18 protein-coding genes and 1 pseudogene are annotated in these 22,415 nt (G+C 61.5%); 12 read left to right on the top strand and 7 right to left on the bottom strand.

Annotated elements, in window-relative coordinates; genetic code table 11:
* Positions 1-16: 16 nt before the first annotated feature.
* Complete coding sequence (locus ACQ66J_RS05100) at positions 17-1,966, top strand: alpha/beta hydrolase family protein (RefSeq protein WP_430430740.1); 1,950 nt, start codon at positions 17-19, stop codon at positions 1,964-1,966.
* A gap of 80 nt (positions 1,967-2,046) precedes the next feature.
* Here ACQ66J_RS05100 and cpdR read toward each other — a convergent pair whose 3' ends face one another.
* Positions 2,047-2,415 (bottom strand): cell cycle two-component system response regulator CpdR, encoded by a 369-nt coding sequence (gene cpdR, locus ACQ66J_RS05095; protein ID WP_375548161.1) that lies wholly within the window; start codon positions 2,413-2,415, stop codon positions 2,047-2,049.
* Positions 2,416-2,559: 144 nt separating this feature from the next.
* Between cpdR and ACQ66J_RS05090 the strand changes: the two genes are divergently transcribed.
* The 3 genes from ACQ66J_RS05090 to ACQ66J_RS05080 all read left to right on the top strand — a co-directional run bounded on the left by ACQ66J_RS05090 (position 2,560) and on the right by ACQ66J_RS05080 (position 4,829).
* Positions 2,560-3,435 (top strand): N-formylglutamate amidohydrolase, encoded by an 876-nt coding sequence (locus tag ACQ66J_RS05090; RefSeq protein WP_430430739.1) that lies wholly within the window; start codon positions 2,560-2,562, stop codon positions 3,433-3,435.
* Between the two features lie 169 nt (positions 3,436-3,604).
* Positions 3,605-3,997: a helix-turn-helix domain-containing protein gene (locus tag ACQ66J_RS05085; protein ID WP_022700478.1), complete on the top strand. Its 393-nt coding sequence runs from the start codon at positions 3,605-3,607 to the stop codon at positions 3,995-3,997.
* A gap of 28 nt (positions 3,998-4,025) precedes the next feature.
* Positions 4,026-4,829 carry an inositol monophosphatase family protein gene (locus ACQ66J_RS05080; RefSeq protein ID WP_430430738.1) on the top strand — a complete coding sequence of 268 codons (804 nt, stop codon included), beginning with the start codon at positions 4,026-4,028 and terminating at the stop codon, positions 4,827-4,829.
* 54 nt (positions 4,830-4,883) lie between these two features.
* Here ACQ66J_RS05080 and ACQ66J_RS05075 read toward each other — a convergent pair whose 3' ends face one another.
* On the bottom strand, positions 4,884-5,852 hold the full coding sequence (locus tag ACQ66J_RS05075) for a class I SAM-dependent methyltransferase (protein ID WP_430430737.1): 969 nt from the start codon (positions 5,850-5,852) through the stop codon (positions 4,884-4,886).
* A 283-nt stretch (positions 5,853-6,135) separates the two neighbouring features.
* Between ACQ66J_RS05075 and ACQ66J_RS05070 the strand changes: the two genes are divergently transcribed.
* Positions 6,136-6,606, top strand: a complete 471-nt coding sequence (locus tag ACQ66J_RS05070; protein WP_375548165.1) for an Hsp20 family protein — start codon at positions 6,136-6,138, stop codon at positions 6,604-6,606.
* A 150-nt stretch (positions 6,607-6,756) separates the two neighbouring features.
* On the opposite strand, the gene ACQ66J_RS05065 is transcribed toward ACQ66J_RS05070, so the two are convergent.
* From ACQ66J_RS05065 to gpmA, 4 genes are all read right to left on the bottom strand, one after another.
* On the bottom strand, positions 6,757-8,814 hold the full coding sequence (locus ACQ66J_RS05065; RefSeq protein ID WP_430430736.1) for an NAD(+) synthase: 2,058 nt from the start codon (positions 8,812-8,814) through the stop codon (positions 6,757-6,759).
* A 76-nt stretch (positions 8,815-8,890) separates the two neighbouring features.
* Complete coding sequence (locus ACQ66J_RS05060; RefSeq protein ID WP_375548167.1) at positions 8,891-10,189, bottom strand: pentapeptide repeat-containing protein; 1,299 nt, start codon at positions 10,187-10,189, stop codon at positions 8,891-8,893.
* A 100-nt stretch (positions 10,190-10,289) separates the two neighbouring features.
* A complete protein-coding gene (gene ribD, locus ACQ66J_RS05055; RefSeq protein ID WP_430430735.1) occupies positions 10,290-10,877 on the bottom strand; it encodes a bifunctional diaminohydroxyphosphoribosylaminopyrimidine deaminase/5-amino-6-(5-phosphoribosylamino)uracil reductase RibD in 588 nt (195 codons plus the stop codon).
* A 6-nt stretch (positions 10,878-10,883) separates the two neighbouring features.
* Positions 10,884-11,603, bottom strand: coding sequence for a 2,3-diphosphoglycerate-dependent phosphoglycerate mutase (gpmA, locus tag ACQ66J_RS05050; protein WP_430430734.1), 720 nt, complete (start codon positions 11,601-11,603; stop codon positions 10,884-10,886).
* A gap of 179 nt (positions 11,604-11,782) precedes the next feature.
* On the opposite strand from gpmA, the gene ACQ66J_RS05045 reads away from it, so the two are divergent.
* From ACQ66J_RS05045 to galU, 6 genes and pseudogenes are all read left to right on the top strand, one after another.
* Positions 11,783-12,772: a KpsF/GutQ family sugar-phosphate isomerase gene (locus ACQ66J_RS05045; RefSeq protein WP_375548170.1), complete on the top strand. Its 990-nt coding sequence runs from the start codon at positions 11,783-11,785 to the stop codon at positions 12,770-12,772.
* Positions 12,773-12,859: 87 nt separating this feature from the next.
* The gene (locus ACQ66J_RS05040) at positions 12,860-13,792 is read left to right on the top strand and encodes a Gfo/Idh/MocA family protein (protein WP_430430733.1); all 933 of its coding nucleotides are present in this window, start codon (positions 12,860-12,862) and stop codon (positions 13,790-13,792) included.
* Between the two features lie 89 nt (positions 13,793-13,881).
* The gene (locus ACQ66J_RS05035) at positions 13,882-15,390 is read left to right on the top strand and encodes a phosphomannomutase/phosphoglucomutase (protein ID WP_430430732.1); all 1,509 of its coding nucleotides are present in this window, start codon (positions 13,882-13,884) and stop codon (positions 15,388-15,390) included.
* An 88-nt stretch (positions 15,391-15,478) separates the two neighbouring features.
* Positions 15,479-16,789: pseudogene (locus ACQ66J_RS05030) on the top strand (UDP-glucose dehydrogenase family protein); the annotation flags it as partial.
* A 135-nt stretch (positions 16,790-16,924) separates the two neighbouring features.
* Positions 16,925-18,748, top strand: coding sequence for a glutamine--fructose-6-phosphate transaminase (isomerizing) (gene glmS, locus ACQ66J_RS05025; RefSeq protein WP_430430731.1), 1,824 nt, complete (start codon positions 16,925-16,927; stop codon positions 18,746-18,748).
* A 73-nt stretch (positions 18,749-18,821) separates the two neighbouring features.
* The gene (gene galU, locus ACQ66J_RS05020; protein WP_430430730.1) at positions 18,822-19,703 is read left to right on the top strand and encodes a UTP--glucose-1-phosphate uridylyltransferase GalU; all 882 of its coding nucleotides are present in this window, start codon (positions 18,822-18,824) and stop codon (positions 19,701-19,703) included.
* Here the strand turns inward: galU and glmM are convergent.
* Positions 19,700-21,043 (bottom strand): phosphoglucosamine mutase, encoded by a 1,344-nt coding sequence (gene glmM / locus ACQ66J_RS05015; protein WP_430430729.1) that lies wholly within the window; start codon positions 21,041-21,043, stop codon positions 19,700-19,702. The genes galU and glmM overlap by 4 nt on opposite strands.
* 182 nt (positions 21,044-21,225) lie before the next feature.
* Here glmM and ACQ66J_RS05010 point away from each other — a divergent pair, with 182 nt between their 5' ends.
* Complete coding sequence (locus ACQ66J_RS05010) at positions 21,226-22,338, top strand: DegT/DnrJ/EryC1/StrS family aminotransferase (protein WP_430430728.1); 1,113 nt, start codon at positions 21,226-21,228, stop codon at positions 22,336-22,338.
* Positions 22,339-22,415: the final 77 nt, after the last annotated feature.

Below are 22,415 nucleotides of genomic sequence, written 5' to 3'. Positions count from 1 at the left end.
CTCCATGTGGAAGTTGTTGGCGCTTGCCTTTGTGGCGTTGAGCGCCATCTCAGCTGGCGCGCATGCATTGCAGAACCAATCGGATGCAGACTTGATTCCGATCGAGTTTTTCGCTGTCCGTGAAAACATGACGAATGTGGAGCTGTCGCCGGATGGTCGCCATCTTGCGCTTATGCGGATTCCCGCACGAGAAGCTAATCCGCTTATCGAGATTTATGAGACGGCTGACTTCTCGGCCCAGCCGCGTCGTCTGAACGCCGATCCGATGGAGTTTCAGACTCTGCAATGGGTCAGTAACGACCTGCTGATTGTGGGCGCGCGTCAGAAAATCCGGAACCGGATCGACGGTTTCAACCGGGGCGTCTACGCAGGGAAAGTCGTCAGCTACTCGATTGAGAGTGGCGAATTTGAGGAGCTGACCTCTGGCATGCAGGTGGAATCGCTTCTGCCGAGTTCCCCCAATGAAGTCATTGTGTCATTGCCGCGTACCCGGGCTTCTTTTTCCGCTGATGACCCGTTTACCGCGTTCCGCCCGCGCGCCTATTATCGTTTCAATCTTGAAACCGGGCAGCGTCAGCTGATCATCAACGGCAACCAGCGCATCGCCACGGCCGCTTTTGATGATGACGGCAATCCGCGCTTTGCATCGGGTTACGATGCCGGGGCGCGTGAATTCGTCTACTATTATCGCGGTATCGGTGATGACGTCTGGGAAGAATCCTACCGGGTAGACGGCTACGACCTGTCAACGTTCACGCCTGTGACGTTCGACCAGGAAAACGAGAATCTTGCGTATGTCCTGGCCCATAACGGGCATGACAAAATCGGGTTCTGGGAATTCAACCTCGCAAGCGGCGAGTTTGGCGAGCTGATTTATCGTCGGGAAGATTCCGATGTTTCCGGGATCCGCTTTCATTCCAATTTCTGGGGTGAAGGTTCGGTTATGGCGGGCGTGAACTACTTCGCGGACCGTATCCGGACGGCCTGGATCGATCCTGATGAAGAGGCGCTGTTCGCCGGATTGCGTCAGGCTATTCCAAACGCGCATCAGCTCTCGGTGACCTCCAGAAGCCGTGACGGCAATACGATGGTGGTTTTCAATCGGGGCCCGCGGGACCCTGGAAGCTATTATTTCTTGTCAGATGGGGCGATGCGGTATCTGGGCGGACATGCGCCGCAATTAGAGCCTGAGATGTTGGCGGATGTTGAATACATCCAGTACCCATCCCGACATGGTGACCTGATGATCCCGGGCTATCTGACGGTGCCGCAGGGTGAGCCTCCGTTCCCGCTGATTGTGCTGCCTCATGGTGGTCCATTTGTCTCTGAAGTCATCACCTATGATGAATGGGGGCAGTTCTTGGCCAGCCGCGGATATATGGTGTTGCAACCGCAATATCGCGGGTCTCTCGGGCATGGCCTGGAGCATTACACGAGTGCTCTTGGTCAAGCTGGCTTGCAGATGCAGGACGATAAGGATGACGGTGCGCTTTACCTTGTCGAGCAAGGCTTGGCTGACCCGGATCGTCTGGCCATGTTCGGCTGGAGTTATGGCGGGTATGCTGCGCTAGTGGCGGCGTCTCGCGAGGATAACATCTATCAGTGTGCGATCGCCGGCGCTGCGGTGTCGGATCCGAACATGCAGCTCAACTATTATCGTGACGGTTTGTCGCCGTTCCAGGAAGAGTTCGAGCTGCGTCGTCGAGAGGGCATTCAGCCGATCGATGAGGCGGAGAACGTCAATATTCCGCTATTCCTGATCCATGGCGATGTGGACCAACGCGTTCCTCTCGAACATATGCGCGTCTACATTCCACGCTTGGAGAGAGCCGGAATACCCTATCGTTATCTTGAGCTTGAGGGTGCTGACCACTTCAGCAACACTCTGTTCTATAACCACCAGACAGACCTGTACACGGGGCTGGAAGACTATCTGGCCAATGATTGCGGCCCTGGCGGGCTGTAAAAACGAGCCAGTATAAGTCAAGGAAAAGGCCTGCTTCGATACCGAAGCAGGCCTTTTTTCTGTTCTGAGACGGTGTTGTCTTAAGCCGCCGCCATAACCTTGGCGACTTCGTCCACAAGGTCGCGCAGGTGGAAGGGCTTGGAGAGCACTTTCGCCTGGTTGGGCGCGGCTTCGCCGGCATTGAGCGCCACGGCCGCAAAGCCCGTGATGAACATGATTTTCAGCTCCGTATCGATCTGAGCGGCGCGCCGCGCCAGCTCGATCCCGTCAACGCCGGGCATGACGATGTCTGTGAGCAGCAGTTCGTACGCGCCCGGGGCTTCGCCGAGCGCATCCAGGCCTTCCTCGCCATCAGCCACGGCGTCTACGTCATGGCCGGCGCGGTTGAGCGCTTTGGCCAAGAAGTCACGCATGGAGTCGTCGTCTTCTGCGAGCAGAATGCGGGCCATCGCCGCCCCCTTGTCTGTTGTCCACCGGCATCAAACCTAAACCAAACTCGTAAAAGTCCACTGAACGCGGGGTGAGAAGCTCAGCATTTTTTCTCAGCGGGCCGTATGTCTCATTGACCTGGCTCGTACACCGATCACAATCGTATGATGCAATCTGTTTCCGATTATATGATCGCCCCGATCGATGAACCGGTTCTTGTTCATGCGCCGGAGGTGCGGACATCGCCATTCATCTTCGCCTCACCGCATTCCGGGCGCTGTTATGAAGCAGACTTCCTGGATCAGGCGTGTGCGCCGCTATCGGTCTTGCGCCGGTCAGAGGACGCCTATGTCGATACACTCTTCTCGCATGTCCCGTCTCTGGGCGCGAGTTTTGTCGAGGCGATCTTTGCGCGGGCCTTCGTCGATCCCAATCGAGGGCCGGACGAGCTTGATGCGCGCTTGTTCGATGCCGCGCCAGAGCAGGGGTTCAGCGCGCCCAATGCGCGTACATCAGCCGGGTTGGGCGTGGTTCCGCGTCTGGCCGCTGACGGGCGTTGCATTCATCCTGGATTGATCGCTTATGCAGAGGGGCGCCGCAGGATCGAACGGTATTACCGCCCCTATCATGCTGCACTAAAAGCAGAAATAAATGCAGCAGTTGAGCAATTCGGATATGCGGTCGTGATCGATTGCCATTCCATGCCGTCATCCAGCGCACGCGGAGCGGATATGGTTCTTGGTGACCGGTTCGGGGCGTCTTGCGGGCGAAACCTCGTCAACCATGCAGAATCGTATTTTAAAGCTTTGGGGTTTACGGTAACCCGGAACCGCCCGTATGCGGGGGGGTATACGACCGAACATTATGGAGATCCGGTGAATGGCGTTCATGTCATGCAACTGGAAATCAATCGCGGATTGTATTTGCGGGAGGTGGAAGTTCGGCCGTCTGCGCATATGGATAGTCTGAGAGAGCGCTTGGTCAAATGGACTAAGTCTATGGTTTATACAGAATACACAGGTAGACTTGTCGCAGAGTGAAGTGTTTGGGAAAGCATGTTTCAAACATGTTGCCTCTGAGTAGTTTTGTGCTGTTGTGTTCACTTGCTACGCGAAGATGAGTGTGCCATATCTCAGATGTCATTGAAGTGTCGTGTTGCGGTGATGACGGGGGAGTCGCAACTCAAATGTTTGATCGAGGGTTTTCACAATGACCAATGCCATTGACCATCATGTTGGAAAGCGCATCCGCCGCCGTCGTCGTCTGTTGGGGCTGACGCAACAACAGCTTGCGCAGTCTGTCGGCATTCGCTTTCAACAAATTCAGAAATATGAAAGCGGCGCCAACCGGGTGAGCGCATCGCGCTTGTTCGAGCTTGCTGAAGCGCTCGACGTTCCAGTGCAGTACTTCTACGAAGGCCTGCAAGGGTCTGGAGAATCTGCGGCTCCGGAAGGCGAGAACGTCGCGGCTGACGTCCTGTCGCAAAAAGAAACGCTGGATCTCGTTCGGGCCTATTACAAGCTCAATGAGCGTCCGCGCCGCCGCCTGCTCGAACTGGCGCGGTCTTTGGACCCGGATGCCCGTGGTGAAAGCGCCGCGTAATCTCAGGTCTTTGTAAGCTGAGAGACTAATGCCCGATCTGGATGTGGAAGCGGAGCTGGCGGTCGCTGCTCAATTGGCGGACGCCGCGCGCCCTATAGCGCTGCTTCACTTTCGCTCCGGATTGAGCGTCGACGCTAAACCTGCCGCCGAGTTTGACCCTGTCACCGAAGCTGATCGGGCGATCGAAGCGCGTATGCGCGCCTTGCTCGGCCATATGCGTCCTGATGACGGGGTGTTAGGCGAGGAACAGGCGCAAACGCCCAGTCGTTCAGGGCGCACCTGGGTCGTGGATCCCATAGACGGGACGCGCGCCTTTATTGCGGGCCTGCCGACTTGGTGCGTGCTGATCGCCCTCTATGGGCCTGACGGGCCGCTCCTTTCCATCATTGATCAGCCGTTCACCGGCGAGCGTTTCACCGGGGTCTCCGGAGCGGGCGCCTGGTTTGAGCATGCAGACGGGCGTGAGCGTATGCGGACGCGCGACACCGTGTTGCGCGTCGAGGACGCGATCGTCTCCACCACCGATCCCGGGCTGTTCGCCGGCGCAGAAGCGGATGCGTTCGCCCGGATCGCGCAGAGCGCCAAGGTACGCCGCTACGGGCTGGACGCTTATGCCTACGCGGCGCTGGCCTTGGGCGGTGTGGATCTGGTCATTGAAAGCGGGCTCAAGCCCTGGGATGTGGGCGCGCTCATACCTGTGGTCAGCGGGGCGGGCGGCGTCATCACCAACTGGCGCGGCGGCCCGGCCCATGAAGGCGGGCAGCTGATCGCAGCCGCCAATCGGTCCTTGCATGCTCAGGCGCTAGACCGACTCGCCAGCGCGGCGCTCTGATCGGTCAAAAGAAAACGCCGACCCGGATTGATCCGGGCCGGCGCTGTGTCAGGCTTACTCGCCCGCGTCACCTTCAGGCTTGAAGAACAACAAGGTCATGCGATCTGATTCCCCGATTGCGTCATAAGGCGCGCGATCAAATTCGGGATCCGCAGGCTCGCCAAAGGCGGATGAGCGGGAAACCGGCGGCAGGGTCCACACGCCAAAGGGATGGTCCGCGGTGTCCATCGAGTTGGCGTTGATTTCGCTGCTATCGATCAGTTCAAAGCCCGCTTCCTCGGCCATGGAGATCACGAGGTCCTCTTGCACATAACCGGTGCTGGCGCGCGGATCCTGCACACGATCTGCCGGCAAGCGATGCTGGACCAGGCCCAGAACGCCGCCTGGGGTGAGCACTTCGTAGAAGTCGCTGAAGGCTTTTTCCGCCGCGCCGCGGCCCATCCAGGAATGGGTGTTGCGGAAGGTCACGATGGCGTCGACGGAGCCGGGCTCGCCCAAGGGGCCGCTTTCACTATCAAAGGTGGCGAGCTCGACATCGCCGAACCGCGGATCGTCAAACTTTTCCACGAAGCGCGCCTGAAAGGCGACGGCGCGTTCATTATCGGCCGGAATGTCGGGCCAGACAGCGATGTACTGGCCGCCATTGGCCGTGATCCAGGGCGCGAGAATGTCGGTGTACCAGCCGCCGCCCGGCCAGATCTCCATGACGCGCCAGGACGGATCAATACCGAAAAACTCTATAGTCCCCATCGGATGACGATAGGGGTCGCGCGCCTGGTCTTCCTCGCTGCGCCACTCGCCGCTCATGGCCCAGGCCAGGCTGCCGGCCTCGGGACGGTTTTCCTCCATCATCGCCGCTTCGTCGGCGGCCATCTCATCTTCGGTCAGCGCTGTCTCGCCGTCAGTACTCATTTCGGCGGATGGCTCAGACGCGGTCGTATCGTCCTCAGCAGGGGGCGCGCCGCACGCCGTCAGAAAGGCGAGGGCGGACGCAGCGGATAGTAGGGCGGTCAGACGAGTCATGGGCTCACTCCGGATTGGCCATAATTGCGTTTATCATAGTGGGATAACGATCCGCGCCACAATGGCGCTCGCACGCCTCAGGACGCCAGTTTGAAAAAAATCCTGCCTCCCTCTTGCGAGGCCTGATCCGCTTTCCCAATTCTATTAGTGTAAGGCCGCCGAACGGGGCTTTACGGATTGCCGGACAGGCCGCGCTGCAACAGGCGGGCGGATTGGATGGCGGACCCTGAAACATCACATAGCCCTCGCGAGGGCCCGATCGCTTCCAAGGAGGATCGACACCATGCGTACCACTGATTTCACCCCGCTTTACCGTACGATTGTCGGATTTGACCGTCTGGCCAATATGATCGACAACGCGGCCAAGCTGGAGCCTTCGGGCGGCTACCCCCCTTACAATATCGAACAGCTGTCCGAGCATGAATACCGGATCGAACTGGCCGTCGCCGGCTTCAGTGAAGACGATCTGGATTTGCAGGTTCAGGAAAATGTTCTGACCGTTTCCGGCAAGCGTATTCCGGCCGAGGATGCGGAAGATCGCAATTATCTGCATCGCGGCATCGCCGAGCGTTCATTCGAGCGCCGCTTCCATCTGGCTGACCATGTCCAGGTGCGCGATGCTTCGCTTGCAAACGGTTTGCTGTCCATCCGCCTCGAGCGGGAGATTCCCGAGGCCAAGAAGCCTCGCCGGATTGCTGTGAACGGCAAGACGGATGCGAAACTCATCTCGGCGAACAAGGCGGACGCCGCCTAGCCGAGACAAGGCCCGGTCGGACGGACGTGCGTCGTCCCTCCCCCCGATTGTCGGCGTCTGGCTGATCGGGCCGCACTTTCTTTGACGGCCTTCCCCTGATTTAGACTTTGGCGGCGCTTCATCCTCAAGACGAAGCGCCGCTTTTTTATGTCACAGGATCTCGTCTTTCAGCGCGGCGACGGCGTCACGCCAGATGGTCGCGCTTGAGTCAGAAGGCATGCGCCAGTCTCCACGCGGGCTCAGCGCGCCGGCCGAGGTGAGCTTGGGACCGTTGGGAACCGCCGAGCGTTTGAACTGGCTCGTCGCGAAAAAGCGCCGCGCGAACTCACCCAGCCAATGCAGGATCGTCGCCCGGTCAAAGGCGCGCTTGTCCGCAGCGCTCACATGGGGCGGCCAGTGGCCGGTCTCCGCGTCGCTCCAGGCGGCTTCCGCCAGAAAGGCGATCTTGGCGGGGCTAAAGCCATGGCGCACCACATAGTGCAAGAAGAAATCATTGAGCGGGTAGGGGCCGATAGCGTCTTCCGTGCTCTGGATCGCACCGTCTTCGCCGACCGGGATCAGTTCGGGCGAGATTTCGGTGTTCAGAACATCGAGCAGTGCTTTTGAAACAGCCGCGCCATATTCCTCGCGCCGGGCGGCCCATCCGATCAGGTGCTGGATCAGGGTTTTCGCGACGCCGCCATTGACGTTGTAATGGCTCATATGGTCGCCAACGCCATAGGTGCACCAGCCCAGGGCCAGCTCGGACAAATCGCCTGTGCCGATGACCAGCCCGCCCTCATGATTGGCCAGGCGGAACAAATAATCGGTGCGCAGGCCCGCCTGCACGTTTTCAAAGGTGATGTCGTACTGGCTCGCGCCCTCTGAATAGGGGTGGTCCAGATCGGCCAGCATACGCTCGGCGGCGGGTTTGATGTCGATCTCGCGATGGGTCGCGCCCAGGCCTTCAATCAGCGCCAGCGCGTTTGATCGCGTCCCCGCTGACGTGGCGAAACCGGGCAGGGTGGCGGCGAGAATGCCCGAGCGGTCGAGCCCCAGCCTGTCAAAGGCGCGGGCGGTGATGATCAACGCCTGGGTGGAATCAAGCCCGCCCGAAACGCCGATCACGGCGGTCTTGATGCCGGTGGCCTGCAGGCGCTGGACCAACCCCTGAACCTGGATGTTATAGGCCTCATAGCAATCTTCATCGAGCCGAGCGGCGTCGTTCGGCACGAATGGAAAGCGCGCCACGTCCCGCTCGAGCGGGATGTCGGCCTCAAGGTTCGGCTCCAGCGTGAACCCGATGCGCGAGAAGCGGCGCAGCTCCTCCACATGGCGCGCGCAGGCGTCACGCCATGTGGACAGACGCGCGCGTTCAGAGATGATGCGGTCAAGGTCGATATCGGCGAACAGCGTGGCCGGCGCATCATTGAGGAAGCGCTCGCCCTCTGCGATGAGATCGCCTTGCTGATAGGCCAGAAGCTGGCCGTCCCAGGCCAGATCCGTAGTGGATTCACCCGTCCCAGCGGCTGAGAAGATATAGGCGCCTTGCGTGCGGCGAGACTGGGCGTCGCACAGGGCGGCGCGTTCGCGCGCCTTGCCGATGGTGGCGTTTGAGGCGGAGAGGTTCACCATGACGGTCGCGCCCGCCAGCGCCCCATACAGGCTGGGCGGAATGGGCGACCAGAAATCCTCGCAAATCTCCGCATGCACGACGAGGCCGGGCGCATCCAGCGCTTCAAACACTAAATCGGTTCCAAACGGCGCCACATGGTCGCCGACTGAAATCGTGTCTTCGATCACGCTGGAGGCGTCCGAGAACCATCGCTTTTCATAAAACTCGCGATAATTGGGCAGATAGCTTTTGGGCACGACGCCGAGAAGCTGGCCGTTTTGCACCGCCAGCGCGCAGTTAAACAGCTGCCCGGCGCTACGCAGGGCGCAGCCGAAAAATATCAGGGGCCGCAGGCCCTCGCTGGCCTCGACGATCCGGGCGGCGGCGGCTTCTGAAGCGTCCAGAAGCGCGCTTTGATGATGCAAATCGTCCACCGAATACCCGGTCAGCCCCAGTTCGGGAAACAGCGCCACGGCGGCGTGACGCTCATGGGCGGTGCGCACTAACCCGATCAGGGTCTCGGCGTTGCGCAGGGGGTCAGCCAGATGCACTTCGGGCGCAAAGGCTGAAATCCGGGCGAAGCCATGGCGATAGATATTCGTGAAAGCGGTCATCAGGTCACCGGTCAGAGGGGCGCACGCCCCTTATGCTCAGGATGAGTATTTATCGACTGACGGCGTAAACGTCCACTCAGGCGGCGTTGATATCGATCGCGTCCGTCAGGTCTTCGACCGTTTTGGTGAAGTTTGCGCCCAGTTTTGCGCCGGTGAACAGGGCGCGCGTGAAGACGGCCTTGCGGGCGTCTGCGCCATGAAGGCGCGCAAAGGACATGTCCGCGCTTTCAGCGTTCAGATGGTGCAAGTCTGCGCCGGAGAGGTCTGCATAGCGCAGGCAAGCCTCGGCGATCGAAGCCGCCAGAAGCCTGTCATTGGGCAGCACCAGCGGGCCCAGTTGCACTTCGCGCAAATCGGCGTTGTTCAGCTTGGCGCCTTTCAGGTCCGCGCCGCGCAGATCTGCGCCGCGCAGCGAGGTCATGCGCAGGTCCGCGCCGGAGAGTTTAGCGCCCTGCAGTTCCACACCCTCCATGTCGAGACCATAGAGAATGGCGTTGCGCGCCTGAAGCGCAGTGAGGTTTCGGCCGGCCAGAGATTTCAGGCCGCGCAAATCCTTGTCGTTAAAGGTGGAGGGCTCGCCCTCCGCGCCGCCGGTTTCGCACCAGCGCGCATGCCGGTCGAGCGCTTTGGCGGTTTCCCCGCCCGGATCAGCAATTTCAGGCGGCGGCGCGTCGCGCAGGGCGCCTTCCATATTGGCGCGCTGGAACTGGGCCATATCGGTTTTAGCGCCGATCAGAACGCAATCGCGCATGTCCGCATCGCTGAGGTCGGCGCCATACAAGTCAGCGCCTTGCAGGTTGGCGCCGGGAAAACGCGAGCCGCGCAGATTGGCGCGGGTCAGGCGCGCCCCGATCAGAACGGCGTCTGTGAAGTCTGACGATTGCGCCACGGCGCCGGTCATTTTTGTTTGAGACAGGTTCGCGCCCTTGAAGCGCGCTTCGCTGGCTTCACCGGGGCGTTGTTCATGGGTGATGACGGCGAGGCCTTTTTCGCGATCCACCTGGGCGATGGCGCCTTCGCGCAGATCGGCCTGGCTGAGATCGGCGCCGGTCAGGTCCGCGCCGCGCAGGATCACACCGCGCATATCCGCCCGGTGCAGCACGGCGCCCGACAAGTTCGCCTGACGCATGTCGGCGGCGAAAATCGTGGCGCGGGTCAGATTGGCGCCGGAAAAATTCGTGCCTTCCAGAATGGCGCCGGACAGATCGGCGTCGGCGAGATTACGTCCGGACAGGTCCAGACCACTCAGGATTTTATATGAGAAATTGGCCCGCGCGCCGCCCATGCGCCCATTCATCAGAAACTCGTGTTTCCGACAGGCGTCATCAACCTCAAGTTGGGTCATGGGTTGATACTGGATGGGCTTGCCGATCATCTGCGGTCCGTTGCGGGGACGGGCGCACGCGCCCAGAGAGGCATAGTGTGGACGCAGTCCTCTTAACGCTATCTTGTCGCCGCGCGCGCTTTGGGTGTTTTTACACCTGCCGGATACGCGTCAGGCCGTCCGCGCCCAGGCGTTTCAGCGCTTCATCAAGACTTTCGCCGGGCTCAAGGCTGAGATCTGCGTCGAAAAGCGCGGGCCGCAGATCGCGCGCCAGCACGGGGCGCCCCGTCTTCAGCCTGTGAAAGAAACCGGCGTTCATGGCTAGGGCCTGCGATTCACGCACGCCCTCCAAAACCTTTATGCCCGCGGCTTTCAGCATGGCGACGCCGCGCCCCGCAACAGACTCATACGGATCACGGCAGGCGATGATCACTTCAGCGGGCCGCGCCTTGATCAACGCCTCGGCGCAGGGCGGTGTCTGGCCGTAATGGGCGCAGGGTTCCAGCGAAACATAAACGCGCGCACCCTGCGCGGCGTCGCCGGCCTCGGCCAATGCTTGCGGTTCGGCATGGGGGCGACCGCCCGGCGCGGTGGCGGCGGCGCCGATGATCCGGCCTTGCTTGACGATGACGCAGCCCACTGACGGGTTCGGCGCCGTGGCGCCCAGCCGGGCATAGGCCAGCGCCAGCGCCGTATCCATGTAGCGCAAATCCTCGACGCTGACCGGGCGGGCGCTCATCAGGATTTAATCCGCAAAGCTCAGCGGCTGGGCGCGCTCTTCATCGAGATAACGCGCGGAGACTGGCTTGAGGCCGTCCAGCTCGATCATCAGCGGATTGCCGGTGGGCACCTCGACCTTGACGATGTCGTCAGCGGAGACGTCAAACAGCATCTTGATCAGCGCGCGCAAGGAATTGCCGTGTGCGGAGATCAGGATGTCTTCGCCCGCTTTGATCTTTGGCGCGATGGTATCGTGAAAATAGGGGGCGACGCGATCAAGGGTCAGCTTCAGGCTTTCCGTGCCGGGCAGCAGCGCTGGATCGAGCTTGGCGTAGCGATCATCAAAGCGCGGATGACGCTCATCGCCTGAATCCAGCGCGGGCGGGGGGATGTCATAGGAGCGCCGCCAGATCTTCACCTGCTCTTCGCCATGTTTCTGGGCGGTCTCGGCCTTGTTCAGGCCGGTGAGCGCGCCGTAATGGCGCTCGTTCAGCAGCCAGGTTTTCTCCACAGGAACCCAGACCCGGTCCACGCCTTCCAGCGAAAACCACAAGGTGCGGATGGCGCGTTTGAGCACAGAGGTGCAGGCGAAGTCAGGTTTGAAACCGGCTTCCGCCAGCAACTGACCGCCGCGCTTGGCCTGTTTGACGCCTTCGTCGGTCAGGTCCACATCCACCCAGCCTGTAAACCGGTTCTCAAGGTTCCAGACGCTCTGGCCGTGACGGGTGAGCACAAGACGGGTCATGATGGCGTTCCTTTGACGGACAGACTGCTGTGGCGCGCGGTTTACCCCTTTTACCGCCTGTCCGTCGAGCCCATCTACAGACGCATCCGTGTCTAGCCTGTTTGCGCCCGGCTTGGTACAGGGGGCGACCACCCGCCCCAGACCCGGTTCAGTGCCGGGACAGACCAAGGGAATGGACCATGTCGCCGTCCGAAACCGCTCTTCAAACCGCTCCGATCCTTGAGGCCATGCGCCGCACCTTGAGCCTGGAACAGGACGGGCTGGCGCAATTGAGCGCCGCTCTGGACGAGGTCAGCGTCGAGGCGGTGCGCCTGATCAGCGGGCTCAAGGGTCGTCTGATCTGCGCAGGGGTGGGCAAGTCGGGCCATGTGGCGCGCAAGATCGCCGCTACGCTCGCCTCAACCGGGACGCCGGCGTCCTATGTCCATCCAGCAGAAGCCAGCCATGGTGATCTGGGCATGATCACCGCGGATGACGCGGTGCTGGCCCTGTCAAACTCTGGCGAAACTAAAGAACTCGGTGATCTGATCGCGTATTGCCGCCGGTTCGGCGTGCCGCTGATCGGCATGACGGCGGGCGCTGACTCCACCCTCGCAAAGGGGTCTGACGTGGTTCTGCTATGCCCAAAGGCGCCCGAAGCGTGCGGAGAGACGCGCGCGCCCACCACCTCAACCACGATGATGATGGCCTTCGGGGATGCTTTGGCGGTGGCGTTGATCGAGGCGCGAGGCTTCACTGCGACCGATTTCGCGCGTTTCCATCCCGGGGGCGCGCTGGGCTCGGCGCTGGCGCGCGTGGATGAGCTGATGCATGCCGGCGACGCCATGCCGCTCGCGCCAGAGCTCGCCAGCATGGGCGACGCCCTGATCGTGATGAGCGAAAAGGGGTTCGGCTGTATTGGCGTCACCGACGGCGACGGCAAACTGTCGGGCATCGTCACCGATGGCGATCTGCGCCGCAAGATGGGCCCGGACCTGATCGAGCAATCGGTGAAAAGCGTGATGACGGCCAGCCCGGTCACCACCAGACCCAATGCACTGGCGTCCGACGCCTTGCGGATCATGACGGCGGGGAACCGCAAGATCACCCAGCTTTTCGTCTGTGACGATCAAGGCAAGCCTGTCGGCCTTTTGCATATCCACGACCTTTTACGCGCCGGCGTCAGCTAGGCGCGGCGATCCGGCCCTTTGCCTCTGGCCCAAACGCGTTTTATGACACCGCACACCGTTCAGCCTTCAGCATGACAGGGCATCTCCATGACCAAGACGGCGACCTCTCCCCTGCGCGCCGGGGTAATCGGCGCGGGTGTTTTCGGCGGCTATCACGCCGGCAAATATGTCGAGATCCCCGATACGACTTTGACCGCCATCTTTGATCCCGATGCGGAGCGGGCGCAGGCGCTGGCGGACAAGCATGGCGCGGAGCCGTATTCCGATCTTGACGCTTTTTTGCAGGCTGTGGACGTGGTCACGATCGCCAGCCCTGGCGTCACCCATGCCGAGATGGGGGCCAAGGCGCTGGCGGCGGGCAAGCCCGTGCTGATTGAAAAGCCGCTCGCCGTCACCGGTGAGGACGCGGACCGCCTGGTCGCGCTGGCGTCTGAACACGATCTGGTGCTGGCCTGCGGACACCAGGAGCGGCTGGTCTTTGACGTGATGGGACTGACGGCGATCAAGACGCCGCCCAAGCGCATCACCGCCTGGCGTGAAGGGCCCTGGAGCGGGCGCAGCACGGACATCTCGGTGACGTTTGATCTGATGGTGCATGACCTCGACCTCGCCCTGACCCTGATCGGCCAGTCAGTGGCTGAAACACTGAGCGTTGAAGGTAAGACCGAGCGCAGCGACAGCCTGGATGATGTCAGCGTCGAAGCGCGCTTTGAAAACGGCGCAGTGCTTGAGCTCAAAGCCAGCCGGATCGCCGATGACCGCCGCCGCGGCATGGTGGTTGAGTATGAGAACGGCGTCATCGAGATTGATTTTGTGGGGCGCACCTTCAACAACACCACCGGGTTTGATCTAAACCCCGACTATATGGACACGCCCGAAGGTCGCGACCCGCTGGGCGCGAATGTGGCGCGTTTTGTCGATGCCGTGCTGGGGCGGGCGGACGGTCCTGCCGCGCCGGGCGAAGCGGGCGCCGCCGCGGTGCGGTTCGCGCAGCGCATTGATGAGATGGCGTCGCACTAGACGTCACACTTGTTTGCTAATTCCGTACGCGGCAGAGTTGAAATTGAGCGTGGGCGCGCCGCAGGCCGCGCCGACAAGAGGGGATGACAATGCGCACCGATCTTCAGCCGAATACCTGGGATTACGAGACCGAAGCTTTCGTCACGCCGACCGGCTTTCGGGAGTATGATGCGCGCTGGTGGTTTGGCCATCCGGGCTCTGACAAGCCGCCCCAGATCAATTTGTACGGGATTCAAGCGCTTGGACTGGGGCTCGGCACGCTGATCCATGAATTGGGTAAAGAGCCCAAGATCGTCACCGGCCATGACTTCCGCAGCTATTCGCTCAGCGTCAAGCAGGCGCTGGAAGTGGGGCTGATGCAGGCGGGCATCGAGGTGCATGATATTGGCCTCGCTCTGTCGCCGACCGCCTATTTCGCGCAATTCCATCTCGATATTGAATCCGTGGCGATGGTCACCGCTAGCCATAACTCAAACGGCTGGACCGGGGTGAAAATGGGCGTCGAGCGTCCGTTGACCTTCGGCCCCAAGGAAATGACCCGCCTGAAAGAAATCGTCCTGAATGATGAGGGCGTGGCGCGACCGGGCGGCGGATATGTACGCGAAATGGGCGTGGCGGAGGCCTATAAGGCCGAGCTGTCAGACAGCCTGTCGCTCAAGCGCAAGATCAAGGCCGTGGTCGCCTGCGGCAATGGCACGGCGGGCGCATTTGCGCCGCAAGTGCTGGAAGCCATGGGAGTCGAGGTCATCGCGATGGATTGCGAGCTCGATCACACCTTCCCCAAATACAATCCCAATCCTGAAGACATGAAAATGCTGCACGCCATGTCCGCTCGGGTGAAGGAGACGGGCGCGGATATCGGTCTCGCCTTTGACGGCGATGGAGACCGCTGCGGCGTGGTGGACAATACCGGTGAAGAGATCTTCGCTGATAAGGTGGGCCTGATGCTCGCCCGGGATCTGTCCGAGCGTCACAAGGGCGCGAAGTTTGTGGTCGACGTGAAATCCACCGGCCTGTTCGCCATCGACCCGGTCCTTAAGGCCAATGGCTGCGAGACTGAATACTGGAAGACCGGCCATTCCTACATCAAGCGTCGCGCCAATGAGCTCGGGGCGTTGGCGGGCTTTGAAAAATCTGGCCATTTCTTCCTGCAGCCGCCGGTGGGGCGCGGCTATGACGATGGCATCGTCGCTGCCCGCTGCATTCTCGAAATGCTGGAGCGCAATCCCGGCAAGACGGTGGCGGATCTGAAGAACGATCTGCCTGTCAGCTATGGCTCTCCCACCATGTCGCCGGCCTGTTCGGATGAAGAGAAATATAACGTGGTCGACCGCATTGTGGCGGCTTTCCAGAAACGCCATGCCGACGGCGTGCAGCTGGCGGGCCGTACGATCATCGATGTGAACACCGTTAATGGCGTGCGCTTCACCCTGGAGGGCGGCGCCTGGGGGCTGGTGCGCGCCAGCTCCAACACGCCCAATCTTGTCATCGTAGTGGAAAGCCCCGACAGCAAGGATGATGTGAAAGCGATCTTCGCCGCCATCAAGGATGAGCTGGCGAACCATCCCGAGATCGGCGCGTTCGATCAGGAGCTGTAACAGCGGTTCACAGCCTGTTTTTTGAGTTGTCACATTCTGGCCGGAATGGCCTATCACAGACGCCTATTAGAACTCGACTGTCCCAAGGAGACCCCCCATGCGCGTAGCAATGATTGGCACCGGATATGTGGGGCTTGTGTCCGGAGCCTGTTTCGCAGACTTCGGTCATCATGTGACCTGCATCGACAAGAATGCAGACAAGATCGAACAGCTGCGCTCTGGCGGCGTGCCGATTTACGAGCCGGGTCTGGACTTGCTGATCGAGCGCAATGTGCGCGAGGGGCGTCTGGATTTTGAAACCGATCTGACCGAAGCGGTGAAGGCGGCGGATGTGGTGTTCATCGCCGTGGGGACGCCGTCGCGTCGTGGCGATGGCCATGCCGATCTAAGCTATGTCTACGCAGCCGCCGAAGAAATCGCCAAGGCGATGGACGGCTTCACCGTCGTTGTGACCAAATCCACCGTGCCGGTCGGCACGGGCGACGAAGTTGAGGCGGTGATCCGCAAGACGCGGCCTGACGCGCAGTTCGCCGTCGTGTCAAACCCTGAGTTTCTGCGCGAAGGCGCGGCGATCGAGGACTTCAAACGCCCTGACCGGGTTGTTGTCGGCGTTGAAGACGACCAGGCGCGCGAGGTGATGCGCGAGCTGTACCGTCCGCTGTTCCTCAATGAGACGCCGATCGTCTTCACCGCGCGCCGGACGTCGGAGCTGATCAAATACGCTGCGAACGCGTTTCTGGCGATGAAGATCACCTTCATCAACGAGATGGCGGATCTGTGCGAGGCTGTGGGCGCGGACGTGCAGCAAGTGGCCAAGGGAATCGGGCTGGATAACCGCATCGGCGGCAAATTCCTGCACGCAGGTCCCGGCTATGGCGGCTCATGCTTCCCGAAGGACACCCTGGCGCTGACCCGCACGGCGCAGGAATATGACAGCCCGGTGCGTCTGGTGGAGACGGTGGTCGAGATCAATGACGCGCGCAAGGCGGCGATGGCTGACAAGGTCATCAAGGCGTGCGACGGCGATGTTTCGGGCAAGACCGTGGCGGTGCTGGGACTGACCTTCAAGCCGAATACGGACGATATGCGCGACGCGCCGAGCCTCGACATCATTCCCGCGCTTCAGAAAGCCGGTGCGAAGATCAAGGCCTATGACCCCGCGGGTGCGCTGGAGGCGGAAAAGCTTTTGCATGATGTGGAGATGACCACAGGCGCCTATCTGTGTGCGGAAGACGCCGATGTGATGGTGATCATCACCGAGTGGAACGAGTTCCGCGCGCTTGACCTGGACCGGGTGCGCGAGTGCATGAAAGGCTCGATCCTGGTGGATCTGCGCAATATCTACGATCCCGCCGACATGGCCGAGCGCGGCTTCAAATATGTCAGCATCGGACGATAGCCGCATCCTCGCCTGAAACTCGCCGCAGTAATTGTTGAAGCCTTTCGTGCGATTACGGCACGTCTTTCGCTAGTCAGGGCCAGGCGCTCTGACTATCGAAGACGGGCGCGAACGGTTTGAGCTCAGGAGCAGTCTATGTGCGGTATTGTCGGCATTGTCGGTTCGACCCAGGTTACGGAACGTCTTGTGGACGGGCTGCGGCGGCTCGAATATCGCGGATATGATTCAGCCGGCGTCGCCGTGATCACACCCCAAGGCGTGCTGGAGCGTCGTCGGGCGCCCGGCAAGATCGCCGGTCTGGATCAGGCGATCGCCCAGGCGCCCACGGACGGCGTGATCGGCATCGGGCATACGCGCTGGGCCACCCATGGCGCGCCGACCTTAGAAAATGCGCACCCCCATGCCTCGGGCGCGGTGGCGATTGTTCATAACGGCATCATCGAGAATTTTCAGGAACTGCGCACCGAGCTGAAGGCCGAAGGCTTTGCGTGCGTCACGCCCACGGATTCCGAAGTGATCGCGCATCTGATCGCATCAGGCCTTAAACAGGGCCTCGATATGGCCGCAGCTTTCAATGCCGCGGTGGATCGCTTGCGCGGCGCCTATGCGCTGGCGGCGCTGAATGTGGACGAGCCGGGGGCGCTTTATGTAGCGCGGTCGGGCTGTCCGCTGGTGGTAGGTCTGGGGGAGAGCGAAGGCTATGTGGGGTCGGATTCCCTGGCGCTTGCAGGCTGGACGAACAAGGTCATCTATCTTGAGGAAGGCGATCGCGCGGTTGTGACCGCAGGCGATGTGCGCATTCTTGATGCTGAACAGCGCCCCGCCAACCGCGAGGTGCATGTCTCACGCGCCGTGGCCGGGTTCGCAGACAAGGGCGAGTATCGCCACTTCATGGAAAAGGAAATCCATGAACAGCCTGACGCCATCGCCCATACCCTGTCGCGCTATGTCGATGTGGATGCGGGGCGGTTCAATACCGGCGACCTGCTGGACTGGGCCCATATCAATCGCTTGCTGAGCACGGCGTGCGGCACGGCGTTTTACGCTGGCGCCATCGGCAAACACTGGTTTGAAGCGCATGCCCGTTTAGCGGTCGAGATCGATGTGGCGTCCGAGTTCCGCTATCGCGATCCGGTGATCGGCCCCAATGACGCGGCGCTGTTCATCTCGCAATCTGGGGAGACCGCCGACACGCTGGCGGCGCTGCGGTATTGCAAGGCGGCAGGGGCGAAAACCCTGGCGGTGGTCAATGTGGCTGAGTCCTCCATTGCGCGGGAAGCGGACGCCATCGCCCAGACCCAGGCCGGGCCTGAAATCGGCGTAGCGTCCACCAAGGCGTTCACCGCGCAATTGACTGCGCTGGCCTGTCTCGCCATCGGGGCGGGCCGAGCGCGGGGCGTGTTGACCGCGGCGGACGAAGCGCGCTTTGTCACAGAGCTTCTTGAAGCGCCGCGTCTGATCAACGCCGCGCTGGCGTCGGAGCCTCAGATCGAGGCGATCGCCCACCGCCTGACTCAGGTGCGCGACGTGCTTTATTTGGGACGCGGGGTCTACCACCCGCTGGCCATGGAAGGCGCGCTCAAGCTCAAGGAAATCAGCTATATCCACGCCGAGGGCTATGCCGCTGGCGAGCTTAAGCACGGCCCGATCGCCTTGATCGAAGAAGGGACGCCGGTGGTGGTGGCCGCCCCTTATGACGCCTTGTTTGAAAAGACGCTGTCGAACATGCAGGAAGTCGCCGCGCGCGGCGCCGAGGTCATTTTGATTACGGACGACAAAGGCGCGTCCCTGGCGGGCGACGCCGCCGCCCATGTGGTCACGATGCCTGATTGCCCCGATCTCATCCGGCCCATCGTCGCAGCGGCGCCCATTCAGCTGCTCGCCTATCACACGGCGTCTCTGAAAGGCACCGATGTGGACCAGCCGCGAAATCTGGCGAAGTCTGTGACGGTTGAATAAACCGGCTCGCGCAGACATTGCGGCGGCGCGGTCCACAAGCTATCAACCACGTTGAAGACGCTAGGGGGTGAGTATGTCGCGGGCCGTTCGCAAAGCTGTAATTCCGGTCGCCGGGTTTGGGACGCGTGTCCTGCCCGCCACCAAGGTCATCCCCAAAGAGCTGCTGCCGGTCTATGACCGCCCAGCGCTGCAATATGTGGTCGATGAAGCCATCGCGGCCGGGATCGAGCATTTCATCTTCATCACCGGGCGCAACAAGGGCGCGATCGAAGACTATTTCGATCACGCCTTCGAGTTGGAAACGGCGCTGGCCCAGAAGAACAAGACCGATCTTCTGGACACCCTCAATGCGCTGCGCCCGGAAGCCGGCGCGTGCAGCTTTGTTCGCCAGCAAGCCCCCAAAGGCCTGGGACACGCCATCTGGTGCGCGCGCGATCTGGTGGGCGATGATCCGTTCGCAGTGATGCTGCCCGACATGATCATGGATGGCGCCACGCCGTGTCTGAAGGGCATGGTCGACGCCTTTGCCGACACGGGCGGCAATATGGTCTCCGTGGAGGCCGTGCCGCACGAGGATGTCTCCAAATACGGCGTCATCGAACCGGGCGAGGACAAGGGCGTGCTGCTGGAAATGACCGGCATGGTGGAAAAACCGCCCGTGGACCAGGCGCCGTCCAATCTGATGCTGTCAGGCCGCTACATCCTCGAGCCGCAGATCTTGGATCTGCTGGGCGCTCAACCGCCGGGCGCGGGTGGTGAGATCCAGCTGACGGATTCCATGGTCACGCTTCTGAAAAGCCGACCCTTCCACGCCTACAAGTTTGACGGCGTCACCTATGACACGGGCTCGCCCCGGGGCTATCTCGAAGCCTTCGCGGCGATGGCGCTGAAGGCGGACGAAATCGCCAGCTCTGCGCTGCTCTCGGGTCTTCTGAACGGTGAGCGGCGGGTCTAGCGCGCCGCCTGCCGGATCGCTTCAGCGAGATCTTCCGCCACTGATGTGACGAGCTGGTCGTCATCGCCCTGGGTCATCACCCGGATCAGGGGTTCGGTGCCTGATTTTCGCAACACCAGTCGGCCCTGATTGCCCAGCCGGAATTCGGCATCGGCCTGGGCTTTCTGCACGCTTTCAAGCTCCAGCGGCGAGGCGCCTTGATAGCGCACATTGATCAGGACCTGCGGGGCCGGTTCGAACAGATGGCAGATCTCGCTCGCGGGCTTTTGTGCGCGTACGCAGCTCGCCAGAACCTGAAGCGCCGCGATCAGCCCGTCGCCGGTGGTGGCGTGATCAAGCAAAACCACATGGCCAGACTGCTCGCCACCCACATTGTAGCCGCCGCTGCGCATGGCCTCGACCACATGACGGTCGCCGACTTTGGTTCTAATGAGCTTGAGGTTCTCTGAGGTCAGATACCGCTCCAGCCCGAAATTGCTCATCACCGTGGTCACCACGCCATCACCGCGCAGCTGGCCGGTGTCAAACTGGTCCTTGCCGATGCGGGCGATGATCTGGTCGCCGTCGATCAGATGGCCTTTCTCGTCACACAGGATGGCGCGGTCGGCATCCCCGTCGAGCGCGATGCCGATATCCGCGCCTTGTTCGCGAACGGCCTTGATCATGGCGTCCGGCGCCGTTGAGCCGCACTCTCGATTGATATTGGTGCCGTTGGGGGACACCCCGATCGGGTGAACATCCGCCCCCAGCTCCCACAGCGCGATGGGGGCGGTCTTGTAGCCGCCGCCATTGGCGCAATCGACCACCACCTTGATGCCGGCCAGCGACAGCTCACGCGGGAAGCTCGCCTTGGCGCCCTCGATATAGCGGCCATAGGCGTCCTTATAGTGATCGAGCTTGCCGATCTTTTCACCGTCTACGGAGGAAGCGTCCGGATCCTGTTCGATCAGGCGTTCAATTTCCAGCTCGCTATCGTCCGCCAGCTTGAAGCCGTCGGGCCCGAACAGTTTGATTCCGTTATCGGTGTAGGGATTGTGAGACGCGGTGATCATGATACCCAGATCCGCGCGCATGGAGCGGGTCAGCATGCCGATGGCGGGCGTGGGGCAAGGGCCGATCAGACGCACATCCATGCCGGCCGCGGTGAGTCCGCCCACCATGGCGTGCTCGATCATATAGCCCGACAATCGGGTGTCCTTGCCGATGACGACCATATGGCGGCGCTCGCCCTGGCGGACGAAGGAGCCGATGGCCCGGCCCAGCTTCAAGGCGACTTCGGGGGTCATGGGCGGCTGGTTCGCCCGACCGCGGATGCCGTCAGTGCCAAAATACTGTTTCATGGGCTCGATCCCCGTGCTGGCTACGGTGCTGAGGTGGTAGGCTGATCGCGGGCCGGATGCAATCGCGCGCCCTCTGGCGCATGCGGTGAAATAAAACGACAGGCTTCGTGACTTTTCTCCAAACACCGGAGCCCATATGAGCTTGTGCTCATCTTATTCGCACAGCGTCAGGAATTCGCGCCATGCTGCCTTTCATCGATCTCGCCACTCAGCGCGCCCGCCTTCAGCCCAAGCTGGACCAGGCCATCGCCAAAGTGATCGAGGAGGGGCGCTATATCTTCGGCCCAGAAGTCACCGAACTGGAAGAGCGTTTGGCGCAGTTCGGCGCAGCCAAGCATGCGCTGACCTGCGCCAATGGCACCGACGCGCTCGCCTTGCCGCTGATGGCTTGGCAGGTCGGAGTGAAAGACGCGATCTTCGTGCCGAGCTTCACCTTCGCCTCGACGGCTGAAATGCCGGCGCATCTGGGCGCGCACCCGGTGTTCGTGGACATCGATCCTGACACTTATTGCATGGACCCTGCGCATCTGGAGCAGGCGGTTGAATGGGCCAAGGCGGAAGGCCTGAACCCTCATACCGTGATCGCCGTGGATCTGTTCGGCCAGCCTGCGGATTATCCGGCGATCGCTCAGATCTGCAAAGCCAATGGCATGAAGCTGATCGCCGACAGCGCCCAAGGCTATGGCTGCACCCTGAACGGTCAGCACCCGGCTGAATGGGCGGATGTGACCACTGTCAGCTTCTATCCGGCGAAACCTTTGGGGTGTTATGGCGATGGCGGCGCGGTGCTGACCCAGGATGACGAGCTGCAGCACCTGATGAAATCGCTGCGCAATCATGGCGAGGCGGACGAGCGCTATTATTATGCTCGCATCGGCTTGAATTCGCGTCTGGATACGATCCAGGCGGCGGTCCTGTTGCTGAAACTCGAAATCTTCGCAGACGAAATAAAAGGCCGCAATGTGGCGGCCGACGCGTACGCCAAAGGCTTTGGCGATGTGGTGAAAGCGCCCAAGGTGATCGAGGGCGGCGTCTCCACCTGGGCGCAATACACGATCGAAGTCGAGGATCGCGACGCGTTCCGCGCCAAGCTGGCCGAGCACAAGGTGCCGACCGCGGTCTATTATCCGGTGCCGTTGCACCTGCAAGATTGCTACGCCGCGTTCAAACAGATGCCGGGCGGTCTGCCGGTCACCGAAGCGGCTGCGGGCCGCGTCGTGTCGCTGCCTATGGACGCGTATCTGGAAGGCGAACGGCTTGAGCAAGTGATCGCAGCGGTGCGTGCGTCCGTCTAGGCTGGCGCGCGGCCGGGATGCTGCGCTGCATTGAAATGCAAGTGACCCAAGCGGGCGGCTCCAATGAGCCGCCCGTT

Source organism: Oceanicaulis sp. (genome assembly GCF_965284345.1).
Lineage (GTDB): Bacteria > Pseudomonadota > Alphaproteobacteria > Caulobacterales > Maricaulaceae > Oceanicaulis > Oceanicaulis alexandrii_A.
Note: the sequence above shows the minus strand (reverse complement) of the source record. Positions and strands in the feature narration are given on the sequence as shown.